This window comes from Citrobacter meridianamericanus (assembly GCF_041320245.1).
Lineage (GTDB): Bacteria > Pseudomonadota > Gammaproteobacteria > Enterobacterales > Enterobacteriaceae > Citrobacter > Citrobacter meridianamericanus.
Genome location: NZ_CP101036.1, coordinates 3630282 through 3643833, shown reverse-complemented (window position 1 = coordinate 3643833; position 13552 = coordinate 3630282). Strand labels below are relative to the sequence as shown.

The following is a 13552-nucleotide window of genomic DNA, read 5'->3' as shown; positions in this document are numbered from 1 at the left end:
TAATATACAGATTATCCAGGACTCAAAAATGAACGTTAAATCATTATGGAAGCTAATATTAATATTAGCTATCCCCTGTATTATCGGTTTCATTCCTGCCCCTGCGGGATTAAGTGAACTGGCATGGGTGCTTTTTGGTATTTATCTTGCTGCGATTGTCGGGCTGGTGATCAAACCGTTTCCTGAACCGGTGGTATTATTGATTGCCGTTGCCGCCTCAATGGTGGTTGTCGGAAATTTAGGCGGCGGCGTACTTAAAACCAGCAGCGTGCTGAGTGGCTATGCTTCCGGTACGACATGGCTGGTTTTCTCTGCGTTTACTTTAAGCGCTGCTTTTGTGACGACGGGGCTGGGTAAGCGCATTGCCTATATTCTGATCGGTAAAATAGGTAACACCACGCTTGGCCTGGGATACGTGACTGTGTTCCTTGACCTGGTATTAGCCCCGGCAACACCGTCAAATACGGCGCGCGCGGGTGGCATTGTATTACCCATCATCAATAGTGTTGCGGTGGCGTTAGGCTCTGAGCCGGACAAGAGCCCACGTCGCGTCGGTCATTACCTGATGATGACGGTGTATATGGTCACTAAAACAACCAGCTATATGTTTTTTACTGCGATGGCCGGAAACATTCTGGCATTAAAGATGATCAACGATATCTGTCACTTGCAGCTGAGCTGGGGGGGATGGGCGCTCGCGGCTGCGCTGCCTGGATTAATCATGCTGTTATTGACGCCATTAGTTATTTATTTTATGTATCCACCTGAAATTAAAAAGGTAGATAACAAAACTATTGCTAAGGCCGGGCTTGAGGATTTAGGGCCAATGAAAGGGCGCGAAAAAATGCTGCTGGGCATTTTTGTCCTCGCGTTATTAGGATGGATCTTTAGTAAAACTCTCGGTGTTGATGAATCTACGGTAGCGATTGTCGTCATGGGGACAATGCTCTTATTTGGCGTAGTTACCTGGGATGATGTGGTTAAAAATAAGGGCGGTTGGAATACCTTAATCTGGTATGGCGGTATAATCGGTTTGAGTTCTCTGTTATCAAAAGTGAAGTTTTTTGACTGGTTAGCTGAACTTTTCAAAAATAACCTCGACTTTGGTAACCACGGGAATATTGCGTTCTTTGTGATTCTTTTTTTGAGCATTATTGTTCGTTATTTCTTTGCCTCTGGTAGCGCCTATATTGTGGCCATGATGCCGGTATTTGCCATGTTGGCGAATGTATCCGGGGCTCCACTGATGTTAACTGCATTGGCATTGCTCTTTTCTAACTCTTACGGCGGTATGGTTACCCATTATGGCGGTGCTGCGGGACCGGTTATTTTTGGCGTCGGGTATAACGACATCAAATCGTGGTGGTTGGTTGGCGCAATGCTGACGTTTTTGACGTTCCTCGTCCATATTACGCTGGGTCTTTGGTGGTGGAATATGTTGATTGGCTGGAACATGCTCTAACTAAATCACATCGTTCATTGGTTGTCTGTGCTCAGGTGAGAATACAGCAATGTGGAGTATCTAATGATTAAATTATATGAGAAAGGGATTTATCTCTCCGGTAATAATGAAATTATCGCTGAGGATGAGGTGTCTGAGTCTATCTGTAAAGAAGAGGCGAAAAAAGGAACTATCGCGTGGTCGATTCTCTCAGCGCATAATACGTCCGGTGACATGAATAAGCTTAAAATTAAGTTTGATTCATTAGCTTCACACGATATTACCTTTGTCGGGATTATTCAGACCGCTAAAGCATCAGGGATGGAGCGCTTTCCATTACCGTACGTTCTGACCAACTGCCATAACTCATTATGCGCGGTAGGGGGAACCATTAACGGTGACGATCATATGTTTGGCCTGTCGGCGGCACAACGATACGGCGGAATCTTTGTGCCGCCACATATTGCTGTCATCCATCAGTACATGCGCGAAATGATGGCTGGTGGCGGCAAAATGATCCTCGGTTCAGACAGCCATACGCGTTACGGCGCATTAGGTTCGATGGCGGTGGGGGAAGGGGGCGGTGAGCTGGTTAAACAGCTGTTAAACGATACCTGGGATATTGATTATCCTGGCGTTGTGGCCGTTTATCTGACCGGCAAGCCTGTAGCGGGCGTAGGTCCCCAGGATGTGGCCTTAGCTATCATTGGCGCGGTATTTAAAAATGGCTACGTCAAAAATAAGGTCATGGAGTTTGTCGGCCCTGGCATTCGGCATCTTTCAACGGATTTTCGCAACAGCGTTGATGTGATGACCACCGAAACTACCTGCCTAAGCTCCGTCTGGCAAACGGATGATGACACTCGCAGTTGGCTGGCATTACACGGTCGCGAACAGGATTATCGCCCGCTCAACCCGCAGCCGATGGCCTGGTACGATGGGTGCATTTATGTCGATCTGAGTGCGATTAAGCCGATGATTGCGCTGCCATTTCATCCAAGTAATGTCTATGAGATTGCTACACTCAATGAAAATCTGACGGATATTCTCCGGGAGATTGAAGTTGAATCTGCGCGAATCGCGCAAGGTAAAGCCAGCCTGGCGTTACTGGATAAAGTGGAGAATGGACGCTTAAAAGTGCAGCAAGGGATCATTGCCGGATGCTCGGGAGGCAACTATGAAAATGTGATTGCTGCGGCACAGGCATTACGTGGTCAATCCTGTGGCAATGATGCTTTCTCGCTGGCAATCTATCCCTCTTCACAACCAGTGTTTATGGATTTAGCGCAGAAAGGCGTCGTTGCGGATTTGCTGGGGGCGGGAGCCGTCATCAGAACCGCGTTCTGTGGCCCATGCTTTGGTGCGGGCGATACGCCAATCAACAACGGTCTTAGTATCCGCCATACCACGCGTAACTTCCCCAACCGCGAAGGTTCGAAGCCGGGCAACGGGCAAATGTCCGCCGTTGCGCTGATGGATGCACGTTCGATAGCGGCAACGGCCGCCAACGGGGGATACCTCACTGCTGCAACAGAGCTGGACTGCTGGGATGCGTTGCCAGACTATGCGTTTAACCCTGCGCCTTATAAGAGCCGCGTATACCAGGGCTTTGTCAAAGGGGCCACGCAGCAGCCGCTCATTTATGGCCCGAATATTAAAGACTGGCCGGAGCTGGGCGCATTAACGGAAAATATTCTGCTGAAAGTGGCCTCAAAAATCCTTGATGATGTGACAACGACGGATGAGCTTATTCCGTCCGGAGAAACCTCTTCGTATCGTTCCAATCCTTTGGGATTGGCTGAATTTACACTTTCCCGACGCGATCCCGGCTATGTTGGCAGAAGCAAGGCGGTCGCTGAACGGGAAAAACAACGTCAGGCGGGTGACGTTAGCGAACTGGCGTCCGTTTTCGCACGCATCCAGCAGATTACTGGTCAGGAAAATACGCAACCATTGGAGACTGAGATTGGCAGCATGATTTATGCCGTCAAGCCTGGAGATGGTTCTGCACGCGAGCAGGCGGCAAGCTGTCAGCGAGTGATCGGTGGATTGGCAAATATCGCCCAGGAATATGCCACCAAACGTTACCGTTCCAATGTGATCAACTGGGGTATGTTACCGCTACAAATGGCAGAGAAACCCTCTTTTGAGGTCGGGGACTATATCTATATTCCTGGTATTCGCCGTGCGCTGGATGCGTGCAGCCGCGAGATAAAAGCGTACGTTCTTCATGATGATGGCGCAGTGAGTGAAATCAGCTTGTATATGGAAAGCCTGACCGCCGAGGAGCGTGAAATTATTAAAGCGGGGAGTTTGATTAACTTTAATAAATCGCGTTTGGTGTAACACCATAAAAAAGGTCGCCAGCGTCAATATGGCGACCTTTTTTTATTCAGGCATTACTGTTTCGGCTCGGCAACCACTTTGCTACCGATGCCGCGGTTGTTGTATTCCCACATGCGGTTGAAGTTGGTGTCGTTCAGGTTGCGCTGGATTTCACCTTTGTCATTTTCCGCACCGGTATTACCAGCAAATGGACGCTTCGCGATAACACTGTCACCCCATGGTTTGGCCATGTTGAAACCTTCGTTGATCACGCTGTCGCGGATAACGACCTGACCATTAGTGTTCGAATCGACATCCAGCGAACGGCCTAACTGTGCCACGCCATCGCCACTTGCCGTGAAGCGGCTATTAATCGCCAGGAAACCGTAATAGATGTTTGACAGAGTAGCCGGTGCAAACACATAGGCTTCCTTCTGTGTGCGGGAGTTCACTACGCGGAAATCGGTGTTCTCGAACACCACTGCGCCGCGACCGGAAACAATATCCACATCACCTTCAATGTAGCTGTTGGTTACCAGCGTACGTGGTTGACGATCGTTTTCCAGACGGTTTTGTACACCGCTGTTGGTCACGAAAAACGTATTCTGGCGGCCAAGAATGTTGACCTTGTTGATCTGCACTTTATCGCCATCGGTACGCAACGCAACGGCCGGGTGGTTACCCGCATCAACGCTGTCACCCAGATTGTTTTCGATGGTCAGATTCTGCAATTGCAGGCCGTTATTCTGCGACCAGACGACAGCAGAACACATCACGCCAATATTCGCGCCGCGTTTGTTCTGGCAATTATCAAACATATACCACGCCGGTTTGCCTGGCATATATTTACCGCCCGGGTTCACCGCATGGCGCCAGTCTGCAGGACTCATGTCACCGTCAATGGCCAGGCCAATTTTCACATCCAGTGGTTTTTCGCCCATGCCGTACAGCGTCAGGCTACCCGTTGCAGCCGGGATATAAACCGTACCCTGATATTCACCTGGCAAAATCGCGATGTACTGACGTTTGTTAGTACGTTTGATGATTGCCGCATCCACTGCCGCCTGAATGCTGGTATGGGTGACGCCCTGAGTCCCTGCCGGGCCGACAACAAAGTCAGGTTGCGCAGGCAGAGAAATAGCAGAAGGGCTCCACGGCTGAGTATTTGGCGTCAGCGCGGAAAAATAGTGTGCAGCGACGAAATTTTTCGCTTCATTGGCCGACAGAATCGGGCGCGAGGAGGTACCTGGCGCGCTCTGATCGGAAGGAATTTGATCGGGCGGTGTAGAGCTACAGGCGGTCAGCGTCACGCCAAAAGCCATTGCCAGCGCCAGACGGGAAACTGATGAAATATTCACAGGTTGCTCCGGGCTTTGAAAGTTATCCATTGAAGCCTGCTTTTTTATACTAAGTTGAGCGAAACGGAAAGGCGAAAAGGTAAAAAGTTGTTTTTTATAGCAGCAATAGCGGATGTGGAGCGTTCTGAAGTCACAATTAAATAACATTTATCGCCCTTCAGGTTGACAACATCCGCAGGATCTCAATAAATGTCTATACAACCTATGACAAGTGGTGAGTGGAATGCAGCAATTTTTCCCTGATGATGCCATCTGGCGTAATGTCCGCCTGGCGACCATGGATCCTGAACGTAATACCCCGTATGGGCTGGTGGACGATCATGCGCTGATTATTCGTCAGGGCAAAATTCGCGCTATCGTGCCGGAATCCTCATTATACCGTACACATGACAATACCTTTGATATGCAGGGCAGATTGATTACGCCGGGTCTGATTGACTGCCATACACATCTGGTCTTTGGTGGAAACCGCGCAGGCGAGTGGGAACAACGGCTCAACGGGGCATCTTACCAGCAGATAAGCGCCCAGGGCGGGGGGATCAATGCCACCGTATCAGCGACTCGCAGCGCCACGGACGAACAACTTTTACACGTTGCCCATCAGCGGATGGACCATCTGATCAACGAAGGCGTTACGTTGCTGGAAATTAAATCCGGTTACGGTCTGGATTTGCAGACAGAAGAGAAGATTTTACGCGTGGCGGCGGGGCTGGCGGCGGAAAATATCGTGGAAATAAGTCCGACGCTGTTGGCTGCGCATGCGACTCCAGCGGAATTCAGGGATGATCCTGACGGCTATATTACGCTGGTGTGCGAGACCATTTTGCCGCAGCTGTGGGAACAAGGTTTGTTTGAGACCGTCGATCTGTTCTGTGAAAGCGTCGGATTTAACCTCGCGCAGAGTGAACGGGTATTTCAGGCCGCACAGGCGTTGGGCATTCCGGTTAAGGGTCACGTTGAACAGTTGTCGCTGCTCGGTGGCGCGCAGTTGGTCAGCCGCTATTACGGGTTATCCGCCGATCATATTGAATATCTGGATGAAGCGGGCGTCGCGGCGATGAGCCAAAGCGGCACGGTCGGCGTGCTGCTGCCCGGCGCGTTCTATTTCCTCAAAGAACAGCAGCGCCCGCCGGTAGAACTGCTGCGTCAATATCAGGTCCCAATGGCGGTGGCGACGGATTTCAACCCCGGCACCAGCCCATTTATCAGCCTGCACTGGGCGATGAACATGGCCTGCATCCAGTTTGGTTTAACGCCGGAAGAAGCATGGGCTGGCGTAACTCGCCATGCGGCCCGGGCGCTGGGGCGTCATGCCACTCACGGACAACTGAAGGCCGGGTTCGTGGCCGATTTTGTGGTGTGGGATGCGACTCTTCCTGTCGAGATCCTGTATGAGCCTGGGCGTAACCCACTCTACCAGCGCGTATTCCGAGGACAACCATCATGATGAACTGGCATCCCGCTTCTCCCGCGCTTTGGCAAGGTCGTGATGACCGCGCTGAATCGCCAACTGCGCTGCGCCTGTTTCAGACCATCACGCTCAGTGCAGCGTTTAGCCCTGAAAACTATCGCGAGCAGATAGCGCTATTGGGATTTGCCTGCGATGAAGGCGTGAAACGAAATCAGGGACGCACGGGCGCCGCCGGAGCCCCCGATGCACTGCGCAAAGCGCTGGCAAATTTAGCCAGTCACCACGGTCATGATCGGCTGGTGGATCTGGGTAATATTGTGGCGCAGGCTCCCGATCTCGAAGGCGCGCAGCAGGCGTTACGCCATGCTGTGCAACGCTGCCAGCAGGCTGAAATGCGCACCTTCGTGTTGGGTGGGGGGCATGAAACCGCCTTTGCCCACGGCGCGGGTGTGCTGGATGCTTTCCCGCGCTCAACCGTAGGTATCGTTAACCTCGATGCCCACCTGGATTTACGTCATGCTGACCAGGCGACTTCTGGTACGCCTTTTCGCCAGTTGGCTCAGCTCTGTGATGCACAGCAGCGTGAATTTCATTACGCCTGCTTTGGCGTTAACCGCGCCGCCAACACTCAGGCGTTGTGGGATGAAGCGCAGCAACGCAATGTTACCGTGGTGGAGGATCTGCACTGTCATAACGCGCAGGCGCAGATGGCGCAGTTCATATCAAGCGTCGACGTTATCTATCTGACTATCGATCTCGACGTTTTGCCGGTCTGGGAAATGCCTGCGGTGTCCGCTCCTGCCGCGCTGGGTGTACCGCTGTCTACATTGCTCAGGCTGATTGAGCCGCTTTGTCGCAGTGGTAAATTACAAGCGGTGGACATGGTTGAATTTAATCCCCGTTTTGACGATGATGGCAACGCGGCGCGCGTTGCGGCGCGGCTTGGCTGGCAAATCGCACACTGGTGGCACTGACGTGCCTGATAACGTTACGCTGCCATTTGGCAACTCTTATTCTCAGCTTAAGGAAGGCTTACGCATGCAACCATCCCGTTCTGCTCCGGCGCCTTTTTACGAAAAGGTCAAACAGGAGATCAGCGAAAAGATAGCCAGCGGTATCTGGCAAGCTCACGATCGCATTCCGTCTGAGGCAGAGCTGGTGGCGCAGTATGGTTTCAGCCGCATGACCATCAACCGGGCGCTGCGTGAGCTAACCGATGAAGGTTTACTGGTGCGTTTGCAGGGCGTAGGGACGTTTGTTGCCGAGCCAAAAGGGCAGTCCGCGCTGTTTGAAATTCGCAGCATCGCGGATGAAATCAACGCCCGTCAGCATCAGCACCGATGTGAGGTGCTGACCCTGGAGAGAACCCGGGCAAACGCGCAGCAGGCTTTGGAGTTAAACGTCAAAGAGGGCACCTCCATTTTTCACTCTGTCATGGTGCACTACGAGAACAACCTACCCGTGCAGATTGAAGATCGCTGCGTGAATGCCGAAATTGTGCCCGAGTATCTGGCGCAGGATTACAGCCAGACCACGCCGCACGCATACCTTTCACTGATAGCCCCCTTGACCGAAGGTGAGCATATCGTTGAGGCCGTTCGCGCCAGCGCCGAAGAGTGCGCGCTGCTGAACATCAAAGAACACGATCCCTGCCTGCTGATCCGCCGCAAGACCTGGTCCGCGTCATCCATTGTCTCTCATGCCCGTTTGCTGTTCCCGGGTTCCCGCTATCGTCTGCAGGGGCGTTTCATGTCCTGATCCAGGAGATGAAAACCGTGATTGCTGCCGCAGTATAATAAAATTGTATCTTAATTGTTAAATTCGACCTTGCGATAGCTTGTATAGACAAGTATATGTTACTTATCTGTCCGAACGTTCGCGAGGAGTGCTCTACCATGTCTCATAGCAAGTATCGTCAGCAGGATATTCGTGCCCCACGAGGCACCACCTTAACGGCCAAAAGCTGGCTGACCGAAGCGCCGCTGCGCATGTTAATGAACAATCTTGATCCCGATGTGGCAGAAAATCCGCATGAGCTGGTGGTTTACGGTGGGATCGGTCGTGCGGCGCGGGACTGGGAGTGCTATGACGCCATCGTCAACGCGTTGATCAAACTGGAGACCGATGAGACGCTGCTGGTCCAGTCCGGTAAACCGGTTGGCGTGTTCAAAACCCATGACAACGCGCCGCGCGTGCTGATTGCCAACTCCAACCTGGTGCCACATTGGGCTACCTGGGAACACTTCAACGAGCTGGATGCCAAAGGACTGGCGATGTACGGTCAGATGACCGCCGGGAGCTGGATCTACATCGGCAGCCAGGGCATCGTGCAGGGGACGTATGAAACCTTCGTTGAAGCAGGTCGTCAGCATTATCAGGGTAACCTGAACGGACGCTGGGTACTGACCGCCGGTCTTGGTGGCATGGGCGGGGCGCAACCGTTAGCCGCTACGCTTGCAGGGGCGTGTTCGCTGAACATTGAATGCCAGCAGAGCCGGATCGATTTCCGTCTGCGTACCCGTTACGTGGACGAGCAGGCGACATCACTGGACGATGCGCTGGCGCGTATTGATAAGTATACCCGTGAGGGTAAAGCAGTCTCTATTGCGCTGTGCGCGAACGCCGCCGAGGTTGTGCCGGAACTGGTGAGACGTGGTGTGCGCCCGGATATGGTCACCGACCAGACCAGCGCCCACGATCCGCTGCATGGTTATCTGCCGTCCGGCTGGAGCTGGGAAGAGTATCAGGCGAAAGCGGTGTCCGATCCGCAGGGCACGGTGCAGGCGGCGAAACGCTCCATGGCAACACACGTCGAGGCGATGCTGGCGTTTAGCAAAATGGGCGTGCCGACGTTTGATTACGGCAATAACATTCGCCAGATGGCCAAAGAGATGGGCGTGGAAAACGCTTTTGATTTCCCCGGCTTCGTACCAGCTTACATTCGACCGTTGTTCTGTCGCGGCATTGGCCCGTTCCGTTGGGTGGCGCTTTCCGGCGATCCGCAGGATATTTATAAAACCGATGCCAAAGTGAAAGAGATCGTGGCTGACGATACACACCTGCACCACTGGCTGGATATGGCGCGTGAGCGGATTAATTTCCAGGGTTTACCGGCGCGTATCTGCTGGGTCGGCCTGGAATGGCGGCAAAAACTGGGGCTGGCGTTTAACGAGATGGTGCGTAGCGGTGAAGTGTCCGCGCCGATTGTTATTGGCCGCGATCATCTGGACTCAGGCTCTGTTGCCAGCCCAAACCGCGAAACTGAAGCCATGCGCGACGGTTCTGACGCGGTATCCGACTGGCCGTTGTTGAATGCACTGCTTAATACAGCCAGTGGCGCGACCTGGGTATCACTGCACCACGGTGGCGGGGTAGGAATGGGCTTCTCCCAGCATGCCGGGATGGTGATTGTGTGTGATGGTACCGATGAAGCCGCTGCGCGTATCGCCCGGGTCTTACACAACGATCCGGCGACCGGGGTGATGCGTCACGCCGACGCCGGGTATGACATTGCGGTGGAATGCGCCGTCGAAGAAGGGCTGAATTTGCCGATGATTGCTGCGACGCAGGAGAAACACTGATATGAACACCATGACATTAACACCGGGTCATCTGAGCTTTGCGCAACTACGCGACATCTGGCAGCAGCCGGTCAAACTGAGCCTGGATGCTGCCGCGATTGATGCTATCAACGCCAGCGTCGCCTGCGTCAATAATATTGTCACTGAAGGCCGCACGGCGTATGGCATTAATACGGGGTTTGGCTTGCTGGCCCAGACCCGTATCGCCACGGAAGACTTGCAGAATTTGCAGCGCTCGCTGGTGCTTTCCCATGCGGCAGGCGTCGGCGAGGCGCTCGATGACGCCATGGTTCGCCTGATTATGGTGTTGAAAATCAACAGTCTGGCGCGCGGTTTTTCCGGTATTCGTCTGAGCGTGATCGATGCGCTGATCGCACTGGTGAATGCCGAAGTGTATCCGCTTATCCCGGCGAAAGGCTCGGTGGGAGCATCGGGCGACCTGGCGCCGCTTGCGCATATGTCTCTGACGCTGCTGGGCGAAGGTAAAGCGCGCTGGCAGGGGGAATGGCTTCCGGCAACTGAAGCGCTGAAAAAGGCCGGGCTGGAGCCAATTACGCTGGAGGCGAAAGAAGGGCTGGCGCTGCTCAATGGTACTCAGGCTTCCACCGCCTTTGCGCTGCGCGGACTAATTGAAGCTCAGGAACTGTTTGCGTCTGCAACGGTGTGCGGGGCGCTGACCACCGAAGCCGTGCTGGGATCCCGTCGTCCGTTTGATGCCCGTATTCATGCCGCGCGAGGACAGCGTGGGCAGATTGATGCTGCGACGCTGTACCGTCACGTATTGACCGACACCAGCGCACTTTCACAGTCGCATCATAACTGTGAAAAAGTGCAGGATCCGTATTCTCTGCGCTGTCAGCCGCAGGTGATGGGGGCGTGTCTGACGCAAATGCGCCAGGTGATGGATGTTCTGCTGGTCGAAGCCAATGCGGTTTCCGACAACCCGCTGGTATTTGCCGAAGAGGGGGATGTCATTTCTGGCGGCAACTTCCATGCTGAACCGGTGGCGATGGCGGCAGATAATCTGGCGCTGGCGATCGCGGAAATCGGGTCGTTATCAGAACGACGTATTGCGCTGATGATGGACAAACATATGTCGCAGTTGCCGCCGTTCCTGGTGAAAAACGGCGGGGTGAACTCCGGATTTATGATTGCTCAGGTAACCGCGGCCGCGCTGGCGAGCGAGAACAAAGCGCTGGCGCATCCGCACAGCGTGGACAGCCTGCCGACCTCCGCCAATCAGGAAGATCATGTCTCTATGGCGCCAGCGGCGGGCCGCAGACTATGGGAGATGGCGGCGAATACGCGCGGCGTGATTGCCGTAGAATGGCTGGCGGCGTGTCAGGGGATTGACCTGCGTGAAGGGTTAACCTCAAGCCCGCTGCTGGAGCAGGCGCGCCTGGCTTTGCGCGCGCAGGTTGCCCACTATACGCAGGATCGCTTTTTCGCCCCGGATATCGAGTGCGCGACCGAACTGCTAGCCCAGGGAACCTTGTTGAAACTGTTGCCTGAGTTTCTGTAACACAATGCCGGATACGCTGTCGCTTATCCGGCACAGAGGTTAACTAAACATCGCCGTAATCGAGGCGCTGGCGAGCGAGTGGAAATGGACATTAAATCCGACCATCGCGCCGCTGGCGCCCTCATCGACATCAAGACGCTCCACATCCAGCGCATGAACCGTAAAGATATAACGATGGGTTTCACCTTTCGGCGGCGCGGCGCCACCATAACCTGCTTTACCAAAATCCGTGCGTGTTTGCATTACGCCTTCCGGCAACGCAACCAACCCTGAGCCGTACCCTTGCGGTAAAACCCGGGTATCTGCAGGCAGGTTAACCACCAGCCAGTGCCACCAGCCGGAGCCGGTTGGCGCATCAGGATCGTAGCAGGTTACGACAAAGCTTTTGGTCCCAGCGGGTACGTCATCCCAGGCCAGATGCGGGGAAATGTTATCCCCGTCATACCCCATGCCGTTAAAGACGTGGCGATGAGGAAGCTTTTCGCCATCGCGCAAATCGTTACTGATTAGTTTCATGCTGACTCCTCTCGTTAGCCAAAAAGTGTAGTCAGAAACCGTAGAGCTTACCGCTGATTAATCGCTAAAAAATGTTGCATTGCGCACAGCCTCGTTGACGGCCTGGGTCAAGCGACGCAATTGTTCGGGCTTGATAATGTACGGCGGCATCAGATAAATGAGCTTACCAAACGGTCTTACCCACACGCCCTGTTCGACAAAGAATTTTTGCAACGCGGCCATATTCACCGGGTGCGTGGTTTCGATGACGCCGATGGCACCAAGCACGCGCACGTCGACGACCCAACCGGAGTCTGCCGCCGGGGCGAGTTCTGTCCGAAGCTGCGTTTCTATGGCCGCTACCTGCGAACGCCACTCGCCGGTTTGGAGTAACGACAGGCTGGCGGAGGCGACGGCGCAGGCCAGTGGATTACCCATGAAAGTTGGACCATGCATAAAACATCCGGCTTCACCGTTGCTGATGGTTTCTGCGACCTGACGCGTGGTCAGGGTAGCGGAAAGGGTCATGGTTCCGCCGGTTAACGCTTTGCCAAGGCACAAAATGTCCGGAGTGATATCGGCGTGCTCACAGGCAAACAGCTTGCCCGTGCGACCAAATCCGGTGGCGATTTCATCGGCAATCAGCAAAATGTCTTCCCGGTCACACATTTTACGGATGCGCTTTAACCACTCAGGATGGTACATGCGCATGCCGCCAGCACCCTGCACAATCGGCTCAAGGATCACCGCCGCAATTTCGTGGCGATGTGCGGCCATCAGACGGGCAAAAGGCACCATATCCAGTTCGTCCCATTCGCCGCCCATCCGGCTTTGCGGAGCGGGCGCAAACAGGTTCTCCGGCAGATAACCCTTCCACAGACTGTGCATTGAGTTGTCAGGATCGCAGACCGACATCGCGCCGAAAGTATCGCCGTGATAACCGTTACGAAATGTCAGGAAACGCTGACGGGATTCGCCTTTGGCCTGCCAGTATTGCAGTGCCATTTTCATCGCGACTTCCACGGCGACCGAACCTGAATCCGCGAGAAAAACGCACTCCAGCGCCTCTGGCGTCATCGCCACCAACTGGCGACACAGCGCAATGGCCGGGGCATGGGTAATGCCGCCAAACATCACGTGCGACATAGCATCAATCTGCGTTTTCATCGCGGCATTCAACTGTGGATGGTTGTAACCGTGGATCGCCGCCCACCAGGATGACATACCGTCAATCAGCATCTCACCGTTGGCTAATATCAGTTCACAACCTTCGGCACGCGCCACCGGATAAACCGGCAGCGGGGAGGTCATGGAGGTGTAAGGGTGCCAGATATGGCGTTGGTCAAACGCAAGATCGTCCGTTGTCATAATCGACTTGTAAACCAAATTAAAAAGATTTAGGTTTACGAGTCTACACCA

At 53.9% G+C, this 13552-nt stretch carries 10 protein-coding genes; 7 read left to right on the top strand and 3 right to left on the bottom strand.

What is annotated here, in order from left to right; translation table 11 throughout:
- Positions 1 to 28: 28 nt before the first annotated feature.
- Together NMD08_RS17935 and NMD08_RS17930 are read left to right on the top strand one after the other, a co-directional pair.
- Positions 29 to 1462: an anion permease gene (locus NMD08_RS17935; RefSeq protein ID WP_151219581.1), complete on the top strand. Its 1434-nt coding sequence runs from the start codon at positions 29 to 31 to the stop codon at positions 1460 to 1462.
- 63 nt (positions 1463 to 1525) lie between these two features.
- Positions 1526 to 3787: a hydratase gene (locus NMD08_RS17930; protein ID WP_370618709.1), complete on the top strand. Its 2262-nt coding sequence runs from the start codon at positions 1526 to 1528 to the stop codon at positions 3785 to 3787.
- A gap of 53 nt (positions 3788 to 3840) precedes the next feature.
- On the opposite strand, the gene NMD08_RS17925 is transcribed toward NMD08_RS17930, so the two are convergent.
- Positions 3841 to 5124, bottom strand: a complete 1284-nt coding sequence (locus NMD08_RS17925; RefSeq protein WP_210904845.1) for a putative acyl-CoA thioester hydrolase — start codon at positions 5122 to 5124, stop codon at positions 3841 to 3843.
- A gap of 223 nt (positions 5125 to 5347) precedes the next feature.
- Between NMD08_RS17925 and hutI the strand changes: the two genes are divergently transcribed.
- The 5 genes from hutI (at position 5348) to hutH (ending at position 11638) form a co-directional block, all read left to right on the top strand.
- Positions 5348 to 6571 carry an imidazolonepropionase gene (gene hutI / locus NMD08_RS17920; protein ID WP_370618707.1) on the top strand — a complete coding sequence of 408 codons (1224 nt, stop codon included), beginning with the start codon at positions 5348 to 5350 and terminating at the stop codon, positions 6569 to 6571.
- On the top strand, positions 6568 to 7509 hold the full coding sequence (gene hutG, locus NMD08_RS17915; RefSeq protein ID WP_286543619.1) for a formimidoylglutamase: 942 nt from the start codon (positions 6568 to 6570) through the stop codon (positions 7507 to 7509). The genes hutI and hutG overlap by 4 nt, the downstream gene beginning before the upstream one ends.
- A gap of 64 nt (positions 7510 to 7573) precedes the next feature.
- The gene (locus NMD08_RS17910) at positions 7574 to 8293 is read left to right on the top strand and encodes a histidine utilization repressor (protein ID WP_187252766.1); all 720 of its coding nucleotides are present in this window, start codon (positions 7574 to 7576) and stop codon (positions 8291 to 8293) included.
- 137 nt (positions 8294 to 8430) lie between these two features.
- Complete coding sequence (hutU, locus tag NMD08_RS17905; protein WP_370618705.1) at positions 8431 to 10116, top strand: urocanate hydratase; 1686 nt, start codon at positions 8431 to 8433, stop codon at positions 10114 to 10116.
- A gap of 1 nt (position 10117) precedes the next feature.
- Positions 10118 to 11638, top strand: coding sequence for a histidine ammonia-lyase (gene hutH, locus NMD08_RS17900; RefSeq protein WP_370618703.1), 1521 nt, complete (start codon positions 10118 to 10120; stop codon positions 11636 to 11638).
- Positions 11639 to 11677: 39 nt separating this feature from the next.
- On the opposite strand, the gene NMD08_RS17895 is transcribed toward hutH, so the two are convergent.
- Both NMD08_RS17895 and bioA read right to left on the bottom strand, forming a co-directional pair.
- The gene (locus NMD08_RS17895; protein ID WP_370618701.1) at positions 11678 to 12154 is read right to left on the bottom strand and encodes a kinase inhibitor; all 477 of its coding nucleotides are present in this window, start codon (positions 12152 to 12154) and stop codon (positions 11678 to 11680) included.
- 57 nt (positions 12155 to 12211) lie between these two features.
- Entirely contained in the window at positions 12212 to 13501 is a 1290-nt protein-coding gene (bioA, locus tag NMD08_RS17890; RefSeq protein WP_370618699.1) for an adenosylmethionine--8-amino-7-oxononanoate transaminase, read from the bottom strand.
- Between the last annotated feature and the right edge of the window lie 51 nt (positions 13502 to 13552).